We start from the raw sequence: 21,910 nt of genomic DNA, 5'->3' as shown, positions 1-21,910 counted from the left end.
CGCGAGTGCCGCCGGCGCTGCAATTGCTGCAAATCTTTCGCGCCGCGACCGGCCGTCAACTGCGCAGAAGTCCGGATGGTGGGATCATCGTCAAATCAGCAGTTGCTGTCTTTGGTTGATAAGGGCCGTGTAATCGACTGCAACTGCATTCGGATGGAGAGACTGATCGTCGAAAACAACTTGGCGCTCGCCGACCCATCAGAATGTTCGCGATATCGGCGAGCGGCGTCCAGGTGTGCGCGGTTATGAGGCAATCACTAATTGTTCCTCCTCCCGGTGGATTAATCCTGGAGTAGGTCTCCTCGTTTCGTCCTGTGGATGTTCCCGCCTCGTTCGAGGTCCCTTTGCGAATCCTAACAGTCGAGCGGCAGCGCCTAAAAGGAGGTCATCTGGCGCTCCTCGTCGCCGGTCGCCGTCGACCACTTTTGAGTGGCTCGATGCCAGTCGTTCCCTCTGGAATTTTCTCAAACAGTTCAGCGATCTCAGGCGTTGGAGCCCACTGCCACGTTTGGCGGCGGGCTCATTTTCGAGAGCCTTCATCCGAGAAGTCAATGTTGACTGCCCGCAGCAACAATGGGAATCAGTTACCCGTCAGTATTTTGTCTGATGGCCTGATGTTGCAAAGGCCCCCTTTCGGGACCGCTTGCTCATGATGAAAATTGGACGCTGATGCTGTGCTGCCGTTGTGCCGCGGGCTCCAGGAAATGCATCGCTGGTTTCTCGAACATGTCCTTGTCGAATTCGAGCGGGTCGCTGTAGCCAGTCCAGGGTTCGATGCAGAGAAATGGCGCACCGGTCTTGGCCCAGAGGGCCAGATGCGAGAAGTTTTGCCAGGAAAGTTCGATGGATGATCCATTGGGCGAAACATAGGAGGCCGATGTGCAATCCAGATCGAGCAGGCACAGGGCCCCAGCACAGAAAAGCTCTTCGGTGAGCGCCAGGCGACCGTCCGCTAGGGGGACCTCGTAACGAGCGGGGTCCATCAGTCCGGCCGAGGTCAGCCTCGAACCAGACACCTTCTCCCTCGCGGGCAGGGCCAGGCTGTAGCCGTCTTTGTCACCCTGCGCGAAGGGCCATCGGAAACCCGGGTGGAACCCGATTGCGTATGGTATTGCATCTTCTCCCGTGTTGATCACGTCGAACGTGATCTGAAGACCGCCAGCCGCCAGGAAATAAGTGACCTTCAGAACGAAGCGGAAGGGATAGGATCGCAGGCTCTCGTCATTCTCCGCCGTCACGAGGACGATCTGGTCAGATGCCCGTTTCTCGACTGTAAACTTTGCCTGTCTGGCGAAACCGTGCGGCGGCATGGGATATGGCTTCCCGGCAATCCGCACGACCCCACCGTTCACGCGGCCGATGACGGGGAAAAGGATCGGGCTCGTGCCGCTCCAGGAGGCCGCGTCCGCCTCCCACAACAGTTCATGCCCGCCGAGGCGCAGGGACAGCAGTTCCGCGCCGAGGAGCGCGATTTCCGCCCGCGTGGCGCCAGAAGTGATGGTGACGGTGTCATCCATTGATTCGCCTCCTCAAGACGCCGCGTGTTGGAAGATTGCCTGCGCACCCTTGATGGCCATGTCCCTGCCGGCAGAGACGAGCCTGGCGCCGAAGGCTTCGACAACCACCTCGTAGACATCGACCAGATGGTCATCGCCGACGACCGCGATAGGGTCGCCGGGGGAAAACCAGTTCTGTTCGCGCGCTTCCCTGAATTCCCAGCCGACGACTAGTCCCCAGAGGCGGCTCCGCATGTCCTGCAGCTCCAGCTCCCCGGCAAGCCAGGCCGTGCGCAATGAAAACAGACGGGTCAGCAGTCCGCCGGCTCTGCCGCTGTCGTCCATCGCGAGCTTCACGCCATCAAGAAATGCCGGCCCGGTCGCGCTCGCCTCTCCCTTTGCCGCTTTCATCAGAAAGGAATGGTGGGCGACCGTGTTGAACACCTCACTAGTGACGAAGGTGCGGAACCGGTGAATTTGGCCGCCGTGCAGCTCCGCCCATTTGGTGTGTGTGCCGGGCAGGACGACGACGATGTCGCGGTCCAGTCCAAAACCAGCCAGCTGCGTCTCCTCGCCTCGCATGACGTCAGAATGGGGATAGGCCGTGCGGTCGGTCAGGCCGGGCAGCAGGGTGAGTGTGTCGCCATGCGGCAGTTCGATCGTCCGTGCGGCCGCGGCCAGGTCCGCGGCGCTGGCCGGTGTCGGCACATAGGGCATCTCGATCCATCCGTTGCGACTACCGATCATTCCCGACGCGATGATCGACAGTCCGCCGCACCGCGCGCGCCAATCTGCGAGCTCACCGGTCAGAACCTTTTCATGCTCGCCATTCGGGACCGATTGAATTCCCAAATCGCCCGTCTTCACCTCGCTGACGTCGCCGCTCTCGTCGAGCAGGGCGGCGGAAAATCCCGTCGTGCCCCAATCGAGGACGACCGTGGGCCGGTATGTCTGATCACTCACAGCAAAATCCTTCCTACTTCATTGCCGATTGACACGGCTTAACATTTTCGCATAAGGTCCACAATGCAAATTACAAGTCTCACAATATGGACCTAAAGATGCAACTGAGTGGAATATTGCCGGTACTGCCCACACCTTTCGCCGACGATGGCGTCGATCTTGATGCGATGCGTCGGCTTGTACGATTTGCTTTGAAGGGGGGTGTCGACGGCGTCGTCTTTCCGGGCTTTGCAAGCGAGGTCGAGGCGTTGAGTGCAGGTGAGCGGGCAGCCCTCCTGGCAGCCGTCGTGGATGAGGTCGCCGGCCGGATACCCGTCGTCGCCGGCGCAAGCGGGGGCTCCGTGGCGGAGGTCGTCGCCCATGCGCACCAGGCGGCGGCCCTCGGCATCGATTTGCTGATGATCCAGCCGCCGAAGTCGATCGGCGCGGGTGCCGAGGCCGTCGCGGCATTTCTCGGCGCGGTCGCAGCCCAGGTGCCGAACGCTGAGATCATCCTTCAGAATGCCCCGGCGCCACGCGGATCCGACCTCTCGCCGGAAGCCGTCGTTCATGTCGTCCGCTCGGTTCCGTCGGTGCGTTACGTGAAGGAAGAGACGCTGCCGGCGGGTCCGGCAATCACGGCCATCCTCGCCGAGGCGCCGGAGCACCTGCGCGGGGTCATCGGCGGGGGCGGTGCCCGCTACATTCTCGACGAATACGAGCGGGGCGCCTGTGCGGCCATGCCGGCGCTGGAAATCGCGGACCTGCATGTGTCGCTCGATCGCGCTTTCCGCGGCGGCCGGAAAAGCGAAGCCCGTGCCCTCTATATCCGTTCGCTGCCGCTTCTTGTTCTGCAGGCCGTCTACCGTATGCGGCTGACCAAGCATATCCTGATGCTGCGTGGTGTCGCGGACAACCGCATCGTGCGCGCGCCGACCCCTGAAATCGACGCACTTGCCCTTCGAGACATCGACGCATCCTATGCGGAATGTGGGCTGGGACGCCCCGGCGAGGGAGAAAACACATGAGCGATCGGGTCAAGTCTGTCGAAACCTTCACGCTGACCATTCCGCGCGACCGCCCGTACCTTGGAAAGGCGCGTAGCGGAGAGGAGCCGAGCGCACGTGGTTATCTCGTGCGCAAGGGCAACAGGACGGTGTATCCCGTCTTCGATCGCAGCGTCCTGGTGCGCATCGAAACCGTGAATGGCGCAGTCGGCTGGGGGGAAACCTACGGGCTCGTCGCCCCGAAGGCGACGATGGAGATTATCGACGATCTCCTGGCAGACTTCACGATCGGCCGGGATGTCTTCGACGCTGCCGCAATTCACGATGACCTCTATGACCTCATGCGGGTGCGCGGTTATACCGGCGGCTTCTACCTGGATGCGCTGGCGGCCGTCGACATCGCGCTTTGGGATCTGGCGGGCAAGCTCGCGCAACTGCCGCTCTGCAAACTGCTCGGCGGCCAGCGCCGCGAGCGCATCGACGCCTATGTCTCCGGATTGCCGGAAGACACGCGCGAAAAGCGCGCCGAGCTGGCGCTTCATTGGCGCGAGAAGGGGTTTTCGTCCTTCAAGTTTGCAGCACCGGTGGCCGACGACGGCGTCGCCCGCGAAATCGAGACGCTGAGAGCGCGGCTGGGGCCATCAGCGCGTATCGCCTGCGATATGCACTGGACGCATACGGCCAGCGAGGCGATCGCGCTGATCAAGGCAATGGAGCCCCATGGTCTCTGGTTTGCTGAGGCGCCGGTTCGCACGGAGGACATCGATGGTCTGGCGCGCGTGGCAAATGCCGTCGCAAGCGCCATCGCCGTCGGTGAGGAATGGCGGACGGTCCATGACATGGTGCCGAGGGTTGCTGTCCGGGCGATGGCAATCGTCCAGCCCGAGATGGGGCACAAGGGTGTGACCGAGTTCATGCGCATCGGACAATACGCCCAGGCCCATCACATCAAGGTTATTCCGCATGCGACCATCGGCGCCGGCATCTTCCTGGCGGCAAGCCTTCAGGCGAGTGCTGCGCTTGCAATGGTGGATTGTCACGAATTTCAGCATTCGATCTTCGAGCCCAATCGCCGGCTGCTCGAAACGGACATGGATTGCGTAGCGGGACAATACGTCCTGCCGACGGGAGCCGGCCTCGGGGTGGAGCTCTCACGAGAGGCTTTGTCGCTTCTGAAGAAGCAGTGAATGAACAACGGAGGAGTGGAGGAATGATGAAGAGGATCAAGAACCGGATCGCTGCGGCGACCGTTGCAGGCCTGCTGGCCGGATTTGCGCTGCCCCAGACGGCCGGCGCTGAAACGCTCAAGTTCGTCTCCTGGCAGAAAGACGAACGAGGTGTCGGGGACTGGTGGGGCACCGTCATCAAGGAATGGGAGGCGAAGCATCCGGGTGACACCATCGAATGGACGAAGGTGGAGCGAAATGCCTATGCCGATACGATGACAACCCTGTTTGCCGGCGGAACGCCGCCGGACATCGTCCATCTCGCCTCGTTCGAGTTCCAGACCTTCGCGAACAACGGCTGGCTGGAGGATCTTGGCCCCTGGATCGAGAAGGCCGGTCTCGATCTGAACGGCTGGAGTGGGCAGAACACCTGCCAGTTCCAGGGCACGACCGTCTGCGTCATGATGCTCTATTACGGCGTTATCTTCGGATACAACGAAGACATGCTCAAGCAAGCGGGCGTGGCGGTACCGAAGAGCTACGAAGAGTTCCTCGCCGCTGCACGCGCCACCACCAAGGACCTCAACGGCGACGGCATTCTCGACCAGTTCGGTACCGGCCACGAGACGAGAGGCGGCAGCGGCCAGTACCTGGCGGAAATGGCCAGCTACCTCTTCGATACCGGCGCACGTTTCACAGATGCCGAAGGCAACGTCACGATCGACACGCCCGAGATGGTCGAAGGCCTCAAGCGCTGGAAAACGGTCGTGACGGAAAACCTGACACCGCGAGACCTTTCCGCCGGCGAGGTGCGCAAACTCTTCGCGGACGGCAAGATAGCACTCAAGATCGACGGCCCCTGGATCTACCAGATCATGCAGGACGGGACAGCGAAGGATAAACTGAAGCTCGCTAGCGTGCCCTTCGATCCGCCTCTCGGCGGCTCCTCGAACGTCCTGGCGATGCCGAGCGAAATCCAGGACGAGAAGAAGCAGCTGGTCTGGGACTTCATAGCCATAGCGACGTCGCACAAATTCCAGGCGAGTTTCGCGACGATGGCCGCCTCGACGCCGCCGGATCCGAATGCTGATCTGACGGAGGCGAAAGCCAAGCTGCCACACTTCGAACTCATGCTTGAATCGCAGCGGGCTGCGGCCAAGAACCGGATCGACCGCATTCCTGTCGGCCTCGAGGTCCAGTTCAACGAGTTCTCGAAGATGGTCCAGGAAGAGGCGCAGCGGATGATCATCGAGGATCTCGATCCGGCTGTCGTTGCGAAAACGATGCAGGAAAAAGCCGAAGCGCTCAACTAGCGCGAGCCTCCTCGCCCTAGAGACACACGAACGTTCAGGCGCCTAACGGCGCTTGGCGCTCCCAACCTGAAAGCAACGCCATGAGCCTACGCTTCCTAGACCTGGCAAGGCCCAGCCGTCAGCATTATCTCGGCTATCTGCTGCTGCTGCCGGCCGTCGCACTGGTCGCGCTGATTATCATCTATCCCCTGTTCGTCTCCCTGGATCTGTCGTTTCAGAAAGTCGGGATGGCGACGCTCAGCGCGCCGCGAAAGCCGTTTACCCTTCAGAACTACGAGAAGCTGTTCACATCGCCGGAGTTCTGGACCGCCTGCTGGGTGACGATCAAGCTCGTTGTCGTGGTGACGGTCGCCTGCTTTGCCGTGGGGCTTGCAACAGCCCTACTGGTCAACAATCGCTTCAGGGGACGCAGCCTTGCGAGGCTCTTCGTCGCCTTGCCCTGGGCGGTTCCCGAGGTCATCGCGGTCGTCATCTTTTCCTGGATCTTCGATTCCTCCTTCGGCCTGATGAACTGGCTCCTCATCAAGCTCGGCCTGACCAGCGGCATGATCAACTGGTTCTCTGATCCGACGGCAGCCTTCTGGGTCGTCGCCGTCACGATGATCTGGAAGGGCTATCCGTTCGTCTCGATCATGACGCTCGCCGGTCTTCAGTCTATACCGGACGACTTCTACAATGCCGCGAAGGTCGACGGAGCCAACGCCTTCCAGCGCTTCCGCTACATCACCGTCCCCGTGCTCATGCCGGTACTGGGCGTGACGCTTGTGCTGGTCGTGCTGTGGGTGTTTCGCGACTTCTCCATCATCAAGGTGCTCACGGATGGCGGACCTCTGAAGTCCACGACGACCCTGTCGATCATGACGTACGACCAGGCCTTCGGTTTCTTCAATATGGGTTACGCATCGGCCATCGGCATCGTGACGCTCATCCTTTGCGTTGTGGTCAGCCTACTGATGCTCGGCCGCAAATCGCAAGCAATGTACTAGGGGGCCATCATGAAACGCACAGGGCTACAATCCCTTGCTCTCTATGCCGGTGTAATCGCCGTCTGTGGGATTCTGCTTTTTCCGATCTACTGGCTCTTCGTCACCGCCTTGTCGACGCTTTCCGAAATTCGGGCGTTGCCCCCGTCTTTCTGGCCGGCCGAGCCGCAGTGGAGCACGTTCACCAAGGTGGCCTCAGAGCGACCGATCCTCTTGTGGCTGATGAACTCGACGCTGGCGGCCGCCGGCTCCGTAGCGCTGTCGATGATCGTGTCGGTCTTTGCTGGCTACAGTCTTTCGCGCTTCAGCGTGAAGGGCAGCCGGCCCCTCGGCTTGTTCATCCTCACGGCGAAGATGCTTCCTGCAACGCTTCTCGTGATACCGCTGTTCGGGATCTTCCGGTCGATGGGGCTGATCGGCAGCCTTTGGTCGCTGGTTCTGGCACATTCGACGCTCATCATCCCCTTCACCACATGGATGCTGAAAGGCTATTTCGACACCATTCCGCGCGAACTGGAGCAGGCCGCCATGGTCGACGGCTGCTCGCCGCTCGGCGCGTTGTTCCGGGTCGTGCTTCCCGTGGCAACACCGGGCCTGGCGGCGACGGCTCTCTACGCCTTCGTTCTTTCCTGGGCGGATTACGCCTACGCGCGGACGTTCCTGACCAACGCTCAGGGCAACTGGACGGCCAATCTCGGCATCACCACGATGAAGGGCGAATACGTCACGGATTGGAACGAAATATCGGCCGCCGCCGTGTTCGTGGCCCTGCCGATCGTCGTCATCTACCTGTTCCTCGAACGTTACTTAGTCGGTGGACTCACCGCTGGCGCGGAGAAGTGAAATGGCTGGAATAAGCATTCAAGGCGTGCACAAGAGCTACGGCGCGCTCAACGTATTGAAAGAATTCTCGCTCGAGATCACGGACGGCGAATTCGTTGTGCTGGTCGGCCCGTCCGGCTGCGGCAAGTCGACTATGCTCAAGATTCTCGCGGGGCTCGAGGCTGCAAGCGGAGGCAAGATCCTGATCGGTGACAGGGATGTCACCGATCTCGCACCGGGCGACCGCGATATCGCCATGGTCTTCCAGAACTACGCGCTCTATCCGCATCTGACCGTCGGACAGAACATCGGCTTCGGCCTCAAGATGCGCGGCATGGCAAAGACCGAGATCGACAAGCGCGTGCAGGAGGCAGCTCGAATCCTCGCGGTCGACCATCTGCTTGATCGCCGGCCGAAAGCCCTGTCGGGCGGCCAGCGGCAGCGCGTGGCACTCGGGCGCGCCATTGTGCGCGAACCCCGCGCCTTTCTGATGGACGAACCGCTGTCGAACCTCGATGCCAAGCTGCGTGTTCACACCCGCGCCGAAATCAGCGCGCTCCACAAGCGCATTGGGGTCACCACCGTCTACGTCACTCATGACCAGATCGAAGCGATGACGATGGCGGATCGGGTGGTCATCATGCGCGACGGCCTCGTCCAGCAGATCGCCGACCCGGATACGCTGTTTCAGAAGCCGACAAATCTCTTCGTCGCCAGTTTCATCGGCTCCCCGGGCATGAATTTCCTTCGAACTCGCATCACGGGCGGACACATCGAGCTGTTCGGGCAGACCTTCGCCGCTCGGCCGGGGGTCGCTAACGGGGAGGTGATTGTCGGCATTCGTCCTGAGCACCTCTCGCTGGGGCAGGGCGGCGTCACCTTCCAGGTGAAGCCGGTGCTCGTCGAAAGCTTGGGTTCCGAAAAATACGTCTACTTCGAACCAGGCCAGTACGCCTTCCACCAGGGCCGTGAGGACGAGCGCGGTAAGGGGCTGATCGCCCGCGTTCCCTATTCCGGCACGATCCGGGAGGGCGAAGAGCTCTCGCTGTCCTTCGACCCCTCTCACATCCACATCTTTGACGCACAAACTGAAGAGGCAATCGACAGATGAGAGTGCTTGTAACAGGCTCGGCGGGCAGAGTCGGATCGTTCGTCATACGGGATTTGCTGGCCGCCGGCCATCGCATCAGGGGGTTCGATCTGCGACCCGCCGGCATCGAGCAGGACGGCTTTGACGAAGTGGTGGGAGCCTTCGACGACGAAGAAGCGGCGCGCCGCGCTTGCGCGGACATGGACGCCGTCCTGCACCTCGGCGCCTTCATGTCGTGGTTGCCGGGTGACCGGGAGAAGCTGTCCCGCGCCAATGTGGAGGGCACGCGGGTCGTGCTGGAAGCAGCAGTGGCTGAAAAGGTCGGCCGGTTCGTCTTCGCGAGTTCCGGCGAGGTTTATCCGGAAAACAAGCCGGAGTTCCAGCCGATAACGGAGGCGCATGGCACAAACCCGTTGTCGCACTACGGGCTAACCAAGCTGCTCGGCGAGGAACTGGTGCGGTTTCAAGGTCGTGTCTCGTCCATGGAAACCGTGATCCTGCGTTTCTCGCACACGCAGAACGCCTCCGAACTGCTGGATGCGACGAGTTTCTTTTCAGGTCCGCGCTTCTTCCTGCAGCCGAAGATCCGGCAGCAAGAAGGTTTCGGCAACAGGGCGGCAGCCGAGGTGCTGCGGGCAGCGGACCCCGGCCGCCCCGCGTTGATCCTGTCTCGGAACGAAAACGGGCGCCCCTTCCGCATGCACATCACGGACACGCGCGACATGGCCCAGGGCGTTCTACTGGCGTTGACGCATGACAAGGCGCCCGGCGGCACGTTCAACCTCGGCTCCAGTGATCCCGTTGACTTTGCTGACGTTCTACCGGTAATGGCGCAAAGGACCGGTTTGCCACTCGTCACCGTGGACCTGCCCGGCCCCGGTGTGTGGTATCACACCTCCAACCAGCATATACGCGACACGCTTGGCTTCGCGCCGCAATGGCCGATCATGCGGATGCTAGATGAGGCGGTAGAAGCATGGAAGAAAATGCCAGCGTAGGCCTAGAGGATCGCGGGGCACCTGCGGGCGCTGCGGCGCTCGCCAAGGGCCTCGCCCTGCTCGACCTCATCGCGGAAGCCACGAAGCCGCTTCGGTTCGCCGATCTGCAAAGGCAGAGCGGCGTCCCGAAGCCGACCCTGGCGCGTATGCTCAAAACCCTGATGGTCTATCGCCTGGTTCGCCAGGATGATGAAAGCGGTGCCTATCTGTTGGGCAACCGCTTTCTCGAACTGTCCCATCGCGTCTGGGACAAGTTCGACCTGTTGAGCGCCGCTCTGCCTGAGCTCCAACGGCTGTCCGTCGATCTGGGAGAAACCGTCGCGCTGTGCCGTCTCGATGGCTCGCGCGTCGTCTATCTGGAGGAGCGGTCGAGCGGCGGACTTGGCGTCCTGATCGAAGTCGGGCGCAGGGTTGCGATCCATTGCTCGGCGGCGGGCAAGGCACTCCTGGCATTCCAGGAGCCGACATTTGCACGCAGCCTGATGGCGCAGCTCTCCTACGATCGCTTCACCCCGAAAACGATAACCGATGCGCAGTCGCTCGAGGCGGATCTGGTGCTGACGCGGGCACGGGGATATGCCGTCTCCTACGAGGAGCATCTGGTCGGTGTGAATTCCGTTGCTGCGCCGATCGCCGGGCGGGACGGCGTACCGATCGGTGCCCTCGTCGTCCTCGCCCCGGCCTCGCGCCTCGACAGTTCCGGAATTCACCCGGTGGGCCGGGAGCTCATCGCCTCCGCCCGCCGCATCACCGGAACGGCGGGAACGGTCGCGATCAGTTCGGGCCCGCGGCCGCGGGAGCGGACGTCGACATCTAATTTTGTGCACTGCGTGCTGCCGTGGGGGGCCCAGCTGGGCGAGGCACCCGTCTGGATCGATCGGGAAAAGCGGCTGTACTGGGTCGATATCCTTCATCCCGCCGTCCACCGCTTCGACCCGGTGACCGGCAAGAACGAGACCTGCAACGTCTCCAAACTTGTCAGCGCCGTGCTGCCCGCCGCCGATGGAAGGCTCGTCGTTGCATCCCAGGACGGGGTGGAGTTTCTGGATTTCGACCGCGGCACCTTCACCCCCTTTGCCGAACCCGAGCCGGGCATGCCGGAAAACCGCCTGAACGACGCAAAGACCGACGCGCGCGGGCGGCTTTGGGTCGGCTCCATGCGCCTCGATGTCAGCCGGCCGACCGGGAACCTCTACCGGATTTCCGGCAGCGGCGAGGTTCACCGGGCCGCCGCCGGTTTGACAGTCGCAAACGGGCTTGCATGGAGCTCCGACGGCCGGATCTTCTACTTCGTCGATACGGTGCCGGGCATCATCTACGCGTATGAATTCGACATTGGCGAAGGCCTCATCGGCAATCGTCGCGTGTTCGCCCGTATCCCGGAATCCGAAGGCCGGCCCGATGGCCTGACTGTCGACGCTGAGGGCGGCGTCTGGTGCGCGATCTGGGACGGGTGGCGCGTGGTGCGCTACCATCCCAATGGCAAGATCGATCGTGTCGTGGACCTGCCGGTGCCGCGTCCGACGAGTGTCGCCTTCGGCGGCGACGATCTAGCAACCCTTTTCATAACGAGCGCCCGCACGCGCCTGCCCGCTTCGACGCTCACGGAAGCACCGCTATCGGGTGGCATTTTCGCATGCACACCTGGAGTGCGTGGCTTACCCGCAAACCTCTTTGGTGGATGAAGGGACCTTGATGACATATCAGGACATGTTCTCGATGAACGGGCGGACGGCACTCGTCACCGGTTCCAGCCGCGGTATCGGAGCGGCAATCGCAAAAGGGTTTGCCGCCTACGGCGCCCGCGTCGTTGTCCATGGACAAAGGGAAGGTGCAACTGCCGACGTCGAGGGTTCCATTCGGGAGGCCGGGGGGCAGGCCGTCTCCGTTTACTGTGATCTGTCTACCAAACGGGCCGGACGCACGCTCATAGAACGCGCCGAGGCTGTGGCCGGTCCACTCGATATTTTGGTGATCAACGCGTCCGCACAGATCAATGGCACCTTTGAGGATGTCAAGCCCGATGACCTTGATCTGCAGATCGATGTAAATTTGCGGTCAACTGTCGACATGCTGCAAGCGGTGCTTCCGTCAATGGCGGAACGCGGCTGGGGTCGCGTCGTCAACATCGGTAGCATCAATCAAGTACGGCCAAAGGCGATTGTCTCGATCTATGCTGCCACCAAGGCGGCTCAACACAATCTCGTCCAGAGCCTGGCGCGAGACTACGCCGGTAGGGGTGTGCTTCTCAACACACTGGCCCCCGGTTTGATCGATACCGACAGGAATGCTGACAGACGTGACTCGGATCCTGAAGCGTGGGCGGACTACGTCCGCACGCTGAACTGGATGGGTCGGGCGGGAAGACCTGACGAAATGGTTGGGGCGGCGCTATTTCTGGCATCTGAGGCGTGCAGTTTTGTAACCGGCGAGACACTCATTCTTTCCGGTGGATATTGAGTTAAAGCGCCCGCCGGACGGCTAGGATGCGTCGAGGTGCCGTCATCATGCCGAATGTGCTAGACCGTCAGTTCGGGGCCGATCGACCAAACCAAAAATCGGTGGCTGACTTCACCTATCTCCGGACGAGCCTTTACCTCACCGGTAATTGCTCGGGCCTGTCCGGCTATCGCGTCGCCATTGAAGGTTATGCTGTCGGCAGTCGGCGCCATCAATCCGGCGACTGTCTTCAGCAGAGTTGATTTTCCGGCACCATTTGGGCCGACAATGAAGACGATTTCGCCGCGATCCACGTGGATGCTGGTGCCCTTGAGGGCGTTGCAATCTCCTGCTCAAGCCGAGATAATGCCCGAGAGATCGCATACATATCGATGGGAACGTCTTTACGTCTCGTGCGGATCTAATGATTACGTGGTCAATCGAGCTCCAGCGCCTTGCGGAGTGGGCCGCGTGAACATCCAGTAGCCGCCTATTTCAATAAGCCCGATTCAAACATGCAGCGTCCAGGGAACATCGGCCTTTCAAGCGAGTTAGCCTCGCGATGATTCCCGTCCCCCTCGGTGGGATCATGATTTGATTTGGCGCGGAAAAGGAGGCTGGTCGATGACGGATATTCGCAAGCACGGCTTTGACAGCGATATGCAGTGGCGTGAATACTTAGCAGAGATAGAAGAGGCGGCCATCGCGAATAGCCCCAGCGAGCCGCTTGAGCCGAACGTCACCCAGGAACTGGCAGATCTCCGTCGACAGGTTGCTGCGCTACGCGAGCGGGTAGTTGCCTCCATCCGCCATCAGCGATCGGGACGGCCCTGGTGGGTTATCGGCGCGGGTGCCCTTTTGCTCGTTCTCATGACAACCTTACGGTTGGCAAAAGTCTCGCGCCCGTGATGCGGGCCGCAATCTGTAGAGGTGGTGATGGCTATTTCCCTAGCCCAGCCGCTATGAGGCGCTGCTCCAGGCGGATTTCGTCCATTTTTACAGGGGCCGCGCAGACAACAAAGTCTGACAGTCTGCCCTGCCGACCTACAGCTCGTCTGGTTTCGCCAGGATCCGGAGAGCAGTTGCAGCGCACTTCGAGACCGTCAAGTTGGTGCGCCTTTGCCGCTGAACCAGCCAAGATGGTCGATACGAAGGTGGGCAAGGTCATGACCACGGAAACTGGCATGACCCTTTACACGTTCGACAAGGACAGCAAGGGCAAGTCGAACTGCGACGCCGATTGCCTGAAGATTTGGCCCGCGTTCCACGCCGCAGCAAAATCCAAGGCGGTAGGCGAGTGGTCGCTTGTCAACGACACGGCCGGCAAGGAGATGTGGGCCTACGACGGCAAGCCGCTTTACACCTATGCCGAAGACAAGAAGGCTGGAGACGTTAAGGGTGACGGCGTCAACGGTGTCTGGCGCCGCGCCAAATAGCGCACCCAGTCGATGAGGGGCGGCTTCTGGCCGCCCTCTATTCGAGCTGGAACGAAGACACGTTTGGCGCGTTATGTTACGTCGGAGTACAGCACGAAAACAGCATCGTCCATCATCGTGATTGACGATAACCAGGGGGTACTCCCAGGAGACCCAAATGGATATCACCACACTCCTCATCATAGTTCTCATCGTTCTAGTGCTCAGCGGTGGCTGGTACGGTCGCGGGCGCTGGTATTGAACATTCGTCAATGGACGGACACTCGTCCATGCCCTTCTTGGACCGATCGGGTTATCCCGAGGAGGTCCTCGAAGGGGCAATTACCCAACATCGCGCGATACGGGTTCGCGAGCGCACATCGTTGCGGCCACTCAGATCTCCTCGCTTCAAAAAGCGGCGCAGCGAAATCTGGTTTGCGATGCACTCGGTCCCGTGCAGACAGTCCATCGTATTGCCGGCACCAGGGGCGTCGTTTGCACGATCGGCGAAACGCTGGCACTGATCTAAGGGTGACGCGTGGCGATGAAGCGAAACGGCAGCGCAACCGCCGTGCAACCAACGGCGTGTGCGTATACTCCGGCCGTTCTTAGAGGCGGATCGGGCAATGTCAGATCTTCGCAGATGGATAGGGCCTGTTCTCGGTATCGGTACGCTTGCCCTGCTGGTTGTTGCTTGTGCCCTGGTCCTTTGGCCCTTCCTGTCGGCCATATTGTGGGCTGCGGTGATCTGTTACTCGACGTGGCCGCTCTACCGCCAATGCGAGCGTGCGGTCGGAGGATACCGCGCAGTTGCCGCAGCAATCATGACGATGCTGGTTATCTTTGTTTTGGCTGCACCGCTTGCCTTCCTTGTGACCGCGCTCGCCGACGACATGAAAAATCTGGCCGAGGGAATTACGCACGTCTTGGAGGAGGGGCCTTCGGCGCCGCCCAACTGGATTAAAGGTCTGCCGATCGTCGGCGAAGGCGTGGCGGCCTACTGGGAAAACCTCGCTCATGATGCACCAGCATTTATCGTCGAACTCAAGAAACTAACAGGCCCTGTCACCGATATTGCTCTTGCAGGCGGAGCCGCCCTCGGTGGCGTCCTCCTTGAACTCGCGCTCAGCATATTCATCACCTTCTTTTTGTTCCTGCACGGTCGCCGCATGATCGGCTTCATGCGCCAGATCAGCGAGCGCGTTGCCGGTCCCCGGGGCAAGAGATTGCTGACGGTCATCGGTATGACCGTCAAAGGTGTCGTCTACGGGATGATCGGAACCGCACTTGCGCAGGGCCTGCTGGCCGGCATCGGTTTCTGGATTGCCGGTGTGCCTCAACCTCTATTGTTGGGCTGCCTGACCTTCACGCTGTCATTTGTGCCGGGGGGGCCGCCCTTCGTGTGGGGGCCTGTTGCACTTTGGTTGCTTTCTCAGGGTTCCATGGGCTGGGCGATCTTCATCGCCATCTGGGGCCTGCTTCTCGTCAGCAGCATTGACAACTTTCTTCGCCCGTACCTGCTCAACCAAAACAGTAACCTGCCGGTGTTGCTGGGCTTGTTTGGGCTCGTTGGTGGTGTGCTGGCCTTTGGGTTGATTGGACTTTTTCTTGGACCCACTTTGTTGGCCGTCGCATACAATTTGTTTCTCGAGTGGGTCGCAGCTGAACTCGAAGAGCGGACGCAATCGGCGTCGCGCTCCGTACTGCCCGAGGACATCGGAGCGGGCCCAAAGGGCTGACTTGCCAACTAAGATAAAATCGATGGCGTTGACGCCCCGCTTGACGTTGTCGAATTTCACGCCTTGCTGTGTATCGTCTCAAGAGCAGGTTTGCTGCATCAACCAGGCGCCGAGCCTATTGAAGGGGCTGTCCCGGTTTCGATGATCCTCGCAATTGGCTAGCCGCCAGGAAGCAGACGAGGGCTGGGAGTTTCCGGATGTATGTCGCGAGAATTGGTGCTCAATCCGGTCAATGGATTGTTTCGGGGGTTGCGGAGCGATCAAACGCCATGCCGCCACCTTCGTTTTCCCACCGGTCCAAATCTTCCGACGAAAAAGGCGAGGAGAGCATATCGGTCTGGCTCAACAGAACGGTGACGAGCGCTGCCTCGGAGTGAACGCCGCCTTGAAATGCCGTGATCAGAAATCGAGCTGCGGCGCGTCTCTCCGCTTGGTGCCAGGCGCTTCTGACATTGAGCATTCCGGCGGTGTCGAGCACCCGTTTCAACATCTCGATATTGAGGGGAGCGGGGGCGTGGGAAGCTGCGCTGGAAGACATTCTGTCCTCCTTTGGTTGGGGCATATCCGCAGGAAGCTATGGCTTAGGGCCTGCTCGAAAATTTGCCTGACACCACTGTGGTCTCCTCCCTGCCAAATGCAATCGAGATTTGGCCCCTGCGTCAGTGTCGCGCCCTGGAGCACTCGGGATATAACCCATGATCATATCCGCTTCTCGTGCGAGTCGGCCGAGACCACAGTAGCCTTGCCCGGCTCGATAGGATCAAGCCGGGCTGATGTGCACGTCAGGCCGCAAAGCGACAGACTTTTCCCATCCGTCCGCCATAGCAATCTGCCCTCTAATCGGTGATGCAACGACTGGAGCTAAGCAATCGTGGTTGCATCACAGATTGCAAGCGGCATTCCGGGTTTCGCTGAAATGACCGCTCGTGGCGCCGCAATCCGTTCATTGACGACGTTGATGTTCCGTGCTTCGCCAACGCATAAAGTGCTGGTGAGATCGCATTATCGCCGGGAACTGGCTATGAAGTCTACGGCGGGCGGGACGCCAATGCCGCGATTATCATGATAAGCCGCTGAAGATCTTTCAGCGCACTCGAGTGCGACGGGGTTTTGGCCTCGGAATTGGTCTTGTTGCGTCACGGCTATTACTCGGCCGTGGGCGACCTGAACCGAGTTGGTGTGACGAGCGACTTGGTGTCGAGCACACGATCGACGAGATCGGAGGCGAGCGTCGTTTTTTCCTCTAGCAGCCCCCGTATGGGGCGGCAGCTGTTGAGGATTTCCGAGGCTATCTCCGCGGCTTTCTCATAGCCGATGAGAGGGGTCAGGGCTGTCGCGAGAGCGGTGCCGGACTCGAGATGCTCCCGGCAGCGCGCTTCGTTCGCCGTAATGCCGACCACGCATTTGGAAGCGAGCGTTCGGACCGCATTCGCCATGATCGAGATCGATTGCAGCAGGTTGAAGACGATGACGGGCTCCATAGCGTTGAGCTGGAGTTGCCCTGCCTCCGCTGCGAGTGTCACGACGAGGTCCGAGCCAATGACCTGGAAGGCAACCTGGTTCACCACTTCCGGGATAACAGGGTTGACCTTTCCCGGCATTATTGACGACCCGGCCTGCATCGGCGGTAGATGAATTTCGCCTAGTCCGCCTCGAGGTCCGGACGAAAGCAATCGCAAATCGTTCGATACCTTCGAAAGCTTGACGGCCGTCCGCTTTAAGGTCCCGGAAAAAAGCACGAACGCGCCCGTGTCCCAGCAGGCCTCGACAAAATCAGACGCCGATTTCAAATCGACTCCGGATACCTCGCGGAGCTTCGCGACCGCCAAGGCCGCGTATCGCGGGTCGGCGGTGATCCCCGTTCCAATCGCGGTGCCACCAAGATTGACCTCCCTCAAGAGACACGACATCTCGGTAAGGCGCTGGATATCTTCGCGCAGCGTTACGGCGAATGCCTTGAACTCCTGGCCGAGCGTCATCGGCACAGCGTCCTGTAGCTGCGTCCTGCCGAGTTTCAAGATGTCGGCGAACTCGGCCGACTTCATTTCGAACGCGGTCGCAAGCTCGTCGAGCGCCGATACGAGGGTTTCGTAGCTGAGAAGCAGGGCAAGGCGGATGGCCGTTGGATAGACGTCGTTGGTGGACTGCGAAAGGTTGACGTCGTTGTTGGGATGAATGACGTCGAACCGGCTTTTGGGAAGCCCCAGCCGCTCCAGCGCGCGGTTGGCGATCACCTCATTGAGATTCATGTTCGTGGAGGTTCCCGCACCGCCTTGAAAAACGTCGACATTGAATTGGTCGGCCAGAATGCCGTCGGCGATGTCGTCGCACGCGGCGACGATGGCCGAGCCCTTGCTACTGTCGAGATCGCCGAGCTCGACATTTGCCAGAGCCGCGGCCTTCTTCACGTATGCCATGGCACGAATGAAGACGGGATAGTGACCGATGGGTATTCCGGATATCTGGAAGTTGGAGATCGCACGGGCCGTTTGCGCGCCGTAGTAGCTTGCGACGGGAATATCGATTTCGCCGAGCATATCTTGGACACGTCGCGTCGGTTCTGCCGAGGACAACATTTCTGACTCCTTCATTGTTAAACCCCGTCGTTGTCATCGCGTACTGGACGCCAGACGTGCAGCCATGCTCCCGTACTGCATGCCGGCCAAGTTCAACTCCATCAGTTCGATGCGGTTGCCCTCCGGGTCCATGATCCACGACTGTCGATTGCCGTCCCGTCCCAATGTGATGGCGTTTCCGTCCACTTCGTAGATTCTGGATAGGTCGTCGCGCCACAAACACATCCGCGCTCCCCGAGCGCGGAGCACCTCCACCGTGGCGTCGAGATCGGCTACCTCGAGACACATATGTTGATAACCCCGTGCATCAGGACTTGGTGCGGCATTACCGACCGCGTCCGGAAACAACTCCACGTATTGGCGATCGTTGATGCGGAGATAGACCAAGAACACGGAGCCATCGTCATTCGGCAACCGGAACATCTCACGGAAACCCATTACGCGCTCGTAGAAAGAGAGCTGAGCATCGAGATCGTGAACCTTGAGGGCCACGTGGGTAAAGCCCTCGAAGACCTGGCCGGGCCGAAGCGCGCGCAGGCGATCGTGGGCGATCTTCCAACGCGACACGAAGCGGGAAAAATCGAGGGGTGCATCGTGGTCGGCGACGTGTGCCGCCAGTCGAGGCAAGGTGCGGAGCGTTCGAAAAACCTCGGACCAATCGCTCACACCAAAGCCCAGGTCGGCCCATCCCTCTTCGGGGGCGTGATCGCAGTCTGGTTGAATGTCCTTCAGGTGAACTGCGGCGATCCGCCCGGCGTGCGACCTCAACCACCGAACCGGGTCCTGGCCGGCCCGCAGAATCCAACCCAGATCGGCTTCCCAATCCATGCTCGGCGCGGCTTCTAAAAGGATATCGATGGGCGTGCGCCCGTCGGGCATGGAGATGAGTTCGAAATCGTGATTGTGCCAAGCGAACCGGAGGCCAAACGCACGAAGCTTGCCTTCGAGTCGATCTAGCCGCTCTCCGAGGGCCCGCCAACCATCCGTGCTCGTCGGCCGCGCATCCTCGGGCAGCCATGGCGCAATCAGAGTATGGATGCTGAGATGTTTGGTCAGATCGACCACCCGGTCGAATTCGTGCTCCAGCATTTCCAGTGGAACGTGTGCTTGCGGCATCGTCAGGCCGCGCAGATCGAGTTCCCTTCGAAACGCCGCGGGATCATCGAAGTTTAAGCAGCAGCCCTCCACGCCGTCGTATCCAGCGGCCGCGATCAGGTCGAGCGCTTCCATCTGGGAGTGGAAGTTGCGGGCCGAATAGAGCTGCACCAATATGGGCACGTGGCGCCCTCCATTTTTGATAAGCGTCCGACGGATTGCTCTGGACGACGAGTTTTGCACCGGGCCCCGATCAGGCTGCCGGATGGAATTCGATCGCCATCCAGACGCAGTCTGTATCTGTCCAGCCTCGGTGCCACGGATAGACGAAGGTGCGCTTGTCGACCACCCAAACGATGGGATCGTGGGTATCCCCCGGCGAGGCGCTTATCTCGCGATACATATTCGTGCCCGCTTGATCCTTGAACAACTGGATGCGCCCATGCCCGAAAATCTGTGTATGCAGTTCGATGAAGGAGTGCGTGTTGTGAATCACGGCGTCGGTGCGCGCAGGAGCCCACCAGAGATTGAGTTGAATGTCGAACTGCTGGAGTTCGTCCCTGGGTTCTGGATTATTGGAAAGCTTCCAGGGATTTAGCTCAACCTGTGCGACGATGTCCTTGGGCGAAATATAGAGGGGTGTGCGCCTCGGAAACTCCGGCACGGTGTCGCCAAGCCATTGCCAACCGTCCAGAACGACGCCGCCAAGGTTGACGTCCTCTGGGACATGGACAACGGAGGCACATTTGCCTTTGGTAATAACCCCGTCCTTGAGGATCGCGGAGCGCCAAGGCGGAATGACGCCGACCGGCTCGCCGGCGATATACATGGGTTCGTCCGATAGGTTAGTGACGACGCCTGTGGTTGTGTAGTTCCGCGCGTCATACACCATCTGGGCCTTTACGAAGGTGCCATCGAAAGCCAAAGGCCGGGTGCGGTTTTCTTGCGTCATTTTCCCTCCCTAAGGTATGGGGCCAGCCACGTGGGCTGGCCCGCTTTCATCAAAAGCCGCGTCCCTTGACGTACTTGGCGCGCAGATCGCCGAGATACGCAGGGACGGTGATGTCCCACCAACCGGTCACGTGCATGTTGGAGTACGGGCGCTCGATCGCGCAGATCGCGTCGATGAGATAGGGCTTGCCGGACGCGAGAGCTCGCTGAATGGCCGGGCCGATTTCGGCCGGATCGGTCACCCGCTCGGCTTCGCAACCCAACGACTTTGCCACGCCCGCGGCGTCAGCCATCCAAGGTTCGCCGTCCGGCGTCTTGAATTGCGTGATGATCTCGCGGTCCTCGCCGAACATGTTGAGCTGGAGATTGCGGATCGCGCCCCAACCGCCGTTGTTGATCACCAGAAAGACGACCGCGGTGCCAAGCATGGCGGCAGTGGCCAGCTCGGTACCCGTCTGCAGGAACGCGCCGTCGCCGAAAACCGCGCATACCGGAGCCTCGGGTTTCCCCAGCTTCGCGCCGATGGCCGCCGGCAGGGCGAAACCGATGCCCGACATGCCGCCAGGGGTTATGTGCTGGCGCGGGCCATATACCGGGAATTCGTTGAAGACCTGGTTCTGCGGGTTGGAGCTGTCGGTCACGACGATCGTATCGCGCGGAAGTGCCTTGCGGGCTTCGACGAGCACTTGGGAGGCGGTCATCGGCTGCACATTGGCCGTGCGAAGTGGGCGGAGGAATTCTTCCCACTCCATCTTGCGTTCCAGCAATTCCTTGAACTGCGCGCTGTTCTTGTAGTCCCGCGGCTTGCCTTTCTCCTTGAGCCCGGCAAGGATTCCGGACAGCACCGCCTTGGCGTCGCCAACGATGCCGACTTCCACAGGATAGTTCTTGCCGATCTCGAAGCCGTCCAGATCGACCTGGATGAGCTTGGTCTTCGGGATGTCGAACGTCACTCCCGGCAGGTAGGACGAGGTGATGCGGTCGGAGAAGCGGCAGCCGATCGCCAGGAGAACGTCCGCCGAGCGTGTCATCGCATTGCCCGGAATCGACCCCAGGTCACCGCATGCGCAGGCGAACAGGTCGTGGTCTTCCGGGAACGACCCCTTGCCCATGAACGACGTCGTCACAGGCGCGCCGAGGAATTCGGCGATTTCGCGCAGGACTTCGGTCGCTCGGCAGTAATGACGCCTCCGCCCGCGAGAATAACCGGACGGTCGGCCGACAGAAGCAACTCGACCGCCTCGGCGATGTAGGCGGGATCGCCATAGGTGCGCGCTGCGGTCCGGCGCTTCTTGCCGTCGGTGATGACCACGTTTCCGGTCTCGGCCTGGATGTCCTGTGGCACGTTGATGAGCACGGGCCCCATGCGGCCTTCCAGCATGGCGTTGAAGGCCTGCTCCATCATGTTCGGGATTTGCTCGACGTGGCTCGGGTTGAACCACCGCTTCACGACCGGCTCAGCCATCCGAGGGAAGTTGTCCGAATGGGGACGGTCAAGTTCCTGAAGCACTCCACGGCCCATCATGTAGGTGTGAACGCCACCCGTAATGACGAGCTGCGGGAGGGAGTCGGCGAAGGCCGTGGCGATACCGGTCAAGGTGTTCGTTGCGCCGGGGCCGATAGAGGTCACGACCGCCGCGACCTTGCCCGACGAACGGTAGAAGCCGTCCGCCATGTGCGAGGCGTTCTGTTCGTGCATGGCCGGCAGCAGGTTGATCTCCTCCTTGCGGTCGACGAACGCGTCCATCAACGCCGTGTCGCCGTGGCCCGGGATGCCGAAGACATGTGTAACGCCTTCGCGGATGAGATGCTCAACAATGATCTGGCCGCCAGTCATCTCGCGCGAAGATTCGACCCCTTCGATTTTTTTGTCCATTT

At 60.7% G+C, this 21,910-nt stretch carries 20 protein-coding genes and 2 pseudogenes; 13 read left to right on the top strand and 9 right to left on the bottom strand.

The features are described from left to right. A pseudogene (locus BKP54_RS35260) lies at positions 1 to 119 on the top strand (IS1595 family transposase); the annotation flags it as partial. Positions 120 to 647: 528 nt separating this feature from the next. Here BKP54_RS35260 and BKP54_RS21310 read toward each other — a convergent pair. Further along, positions 648 to 1,517: an aldose 1-epimerase family protein gene (locus tag BKP54_RS21310; protein ID WP_084814827.1), complete on the bottom strand. Its 870-nt coding sequence runs from the start codon at positions 1,515 to 1,517 to the stop codon at positions 648 to 650. A gap of 12 nt (positions 1,518 to 1,529) precedes the next feature. After that, the gene (locus tag BKP54_RS21305) at positions 1,530 to 2,459 is read right to left on the bottom strand and encodes a 2-dehydro-3-deoxygalactonokinase (protein WP_025430912.1); all 930 of its coding nucleotides are present in this window, start codon (positions 2,457 to 2,459) and stop codon (positions 1,530 to 1,532) included. 86 nt (positions 2,460 to 2,545) lie between these two features. Here BKP54_RS21305 and BKP54_RS21300 point away from each other — a divergent pair, with 86 nt between their 5' ends. The 9 genes from BKP54_RS21300 (at position 2,546) to BKP54_RS21260 (ending at position 12,277) form a co-directional block, all read left to right on the top strand. Next, positions 2,546 to 3,466: a dihydrodipicolinate synthase family protein gene (locus BKP54_RS21300; protein WP_084814826.1), complete on the top strand. Its 921-nt coding sequence runs from the start codon at positions 2,546 to 2,548 to the stop codon at positions 3,464 to 3,466. Further along, positions 3,463 to 4,632, top strand: a complete 1,170-nt coding sequence (locus BKP54_RS21295; RefSeq protein ID WP_084814825.1) for a mandelate racemase/muconate lactonizing enzyme family protein — start codon at positions 3,463 to 3,465, stop codon at positions 4,630 to 4,632. The genes BKP54_RS21300 and BKP54_RS21295 overlap by 4 nt, the downstream gene beginning before the upstream one ends. Before the next feature lie 26 nt (positions 4,633 to 4,658). After that, entirely contained in the window at positions 4,659 to 5,924 is a 1,266-nt protein-coding gene (locus BKP54_RS21290) for a sugar ABC transporter substrate-binding protein (protein WP_084814836.1), read from the top strand. A gap of 80 nt (positions 5,925 to 6,004) precedes the next feature. Then, the gene (locus BKP54_RS21285; RefSeq protein WP_025430908.1) at positions 6,005 to 6,910 is read left to right on the top strand and encodes a sugar ABC transporter permease; all 906 of its coding nucleotides are present in this window, start codon (positions 6,005 to 6,007) and stop codon (positions 6,908 to 6,910) included. A gap of 9 nt (positions 6,911 to 6,919) precedes the next feature. After that, positions 6,920 to 7,750, top strand: a complete 831-nt coding sequence (locus BKP54_RS21280) for a carbohydrate ABC transporter permease (RefSeq protein WP_025430907.1) — start codon at positions 6,920 to 6,922, stop codon at positions 7,748 to 7,750. A gap of 1 nt (position 7,751) precedes the next feature. Continuing rightward, positions 7,752 to 8,840: an ABC transporter ATP-binding protein gene (locus BKP54_RS21275; protein ID WP_025430906.1), complete on the top strand. Its 1,089-nt coding sequence runs from the start codon at positions 7,752 to 7,754 to the stop codon at positions 8,838 to 8,840. Continuing rightward, complete coding sequence (locus tag BKP54_RS21270) at positions 8,837 to 9,817, top strand: NAD(P)-dependent oxidoreductase (protein WP_025430905.1); 981 nt, start codon at positions 8,837 to 8,839, stop codon at positions 9,815 to 9,817. The genes BKP54_RS21275 and BKP54_RS21270 overlap by 4 nt, the downstream gene beginning before the upstream one ends. Continuing rightward, positions 9,796 to 11,502, top strand: coding sequence for an SMP-30/gluconolactonase/LRE family protein (locus tag BKP54_RS21265; RefSeq protein WP_025430904.1), 1,707 nt, complete (start codon positions 9,796 to 9,798; stop codon positions 11,500 to 11,502). Before BKP54_RS21270 ends, BKP54_RS21265 begins: the two co-directional genes overlap by 22 nt. Positions 11,503 to 11,512: 10 nt before the next feature. Beyond that, positions 11,513 to 12,277, top strand: a complete 765-nt coding sequence (locus BKP54_RS21260; protein ID WP_081789073.1) for an SDR family oxidoreductase — start codon at positions 11,513 to 11,515, stop codon at positions 12,275 to 12,277. Positions 12,278 to 12,432: 155 nt separating this feature from the next. On the opposite strand, the pseudogene BKP54_RS37140 reads toward BKP54_RS21260, so the two are convergent. Further along, positions 12,433 to 12,579 (bottom strand): annotated as a pseudogene (locus BKP54_RS37140) (ATP-binding cassette domain-containing protein); the annotation flags it as partial. Positions 12,580 to 12,880: 301 nt separating this feature from the next. Here BKP54_RS37140 and BKP54_RS21250 point away from each other — a divergent pair. From BKP54_RS21250 to BKP54_RS21240, 3 genes are all read left to right on the top strand, one after another. Next, positions 12,881 to 13,165: a hypothetical protein gene (locus tag BKP54_RS21250; RefSeq protein WP_025430901.1), complete on the top strand. Its 285-nt coding sequence runs from the start codon at positions 12,881 to 12,883 to the stop codon at positions 13,163 to 13,165. A gap of 173 nt (positions 13,166 to 13,338) precedes the next feature. Then, positions 13,339 to 13,692: a hypothetical protein gene (locus BKP54_RS36110; protein WP_245317874.1), complete on the top strand. Its 354-nt coding sequence runs from the start codon at positions 13,339 to 13,341 to the stop codon at positions 13,690 to 13,692. A gap of 605 nt (positions 13,693 to 14,297) precedes the next feature. Then, entirely contained in the window at positions 14,298 to 15,410 is a 1,113-nt protein-coding gene (locus tag BKP54_RS21240; protein ID WP_084814822.1) for an AI-2E family transporter, read from the top strand. 229 nt (positions 15,411 to 15,639) lie between these two features. Here BKP54_RS21240 and BKP54_RS21235 read toward each other — a convergent pair whose 3' ends face one another. The 6 genes from BKP54_RS21235 to BKP54_RS36645 form a co-directional block, all read right to left on the bottom strand. Beyond that, positions 15,640 to 15,948 carry a hypothetical protein gene (locus BKP54_RS21235; protein ID WP_084814821.1) on the bottom strand — a complete coding sequence of 103 codons (309 nt, stop codon included), beginning with the start codon at positions 15,946 to 15,948 and terminating at the stop codon, positions 15,640 to 15,642. A 607-nt stretch (positions 15,949 to 16,555) separates the two neighbouring features. After that, entirely contained in the window at positions 16,556 to 17,986 is a 1,431-nt protein-coding gene (locus tag BKP54_RS21230) for an aspartate ammonia-lyase (RefSeq protein ID WP_245317873.1), read from the bottom strand. Positions 17,987 to 18,019: 33 nt separating this feature from the next. Then, positions 18,020 to 19,264, bottom strand: a complete 1,245-nt coding sequence (locus tag BKP54_RS21225; protein ID WP_025430897.1) for a VOC family protein — start codon at positions 19,262 to 19,264, stop codon at positions 18,020 to 18,022. A gap of 70 nt (positions 19,265 to 19,334) precedes the next feature. Then, the gene (locus BKP54_RS21220; RefSeq protein WP_025430896.1) at positions 19,335 to 20,033 is read right to left on the bottom strand and encodes a hypothetical protein; all 699 of its coding nucleotides are present in this window, start codon (positions 20,031 to 20,033) and stop codon (positions 19,335 to 19,337) included. Between the two features lie 49 nt (positions 20,034 to 20,082). Then, the gene (locus tag BKP54_RS21215) at positions 20,083 to 21,183 is read right to left on the bottom strand and encodes a thiamine pyrophosphate-binding protein (RefSeq protein WP_348626752.1); all 1,101 of its coding nucleotides are present in this window, start codon (positions 21,181 to 21,183) and stop codon (positions 20,083 to 20,085) included. Then, a complete protein-coding gene (locus BKP54_RS36645; RefSeq protein ID WP_245317871.1) occupies positions 21,156 to 21,908 on the bottom strand; it encodes a thiamine pyrophosphate-binding protein in 753 nt (250 codons plus the stop codon). Before BKP54_RS36645 ends, BKP54_RS21215 begins: the two co-directional genes overlap by 28 nt. Positions 21,909 to 21,910: the final 2 nt, after the last annotated feature.

This window comes from Ensifer sp. 1H6 (genome assembly GCF_001976035.1).
GTDB classification, from domain to species: Bacteria; Pseudomonadota; Alphaproteobacteria; order Rhizobiales; family Rhizobiaceae; genus Ensifer; species Ensifer canadensis.
This window is presented reverse-complemented; position numbering and strand designations above follow the sequence as displayed.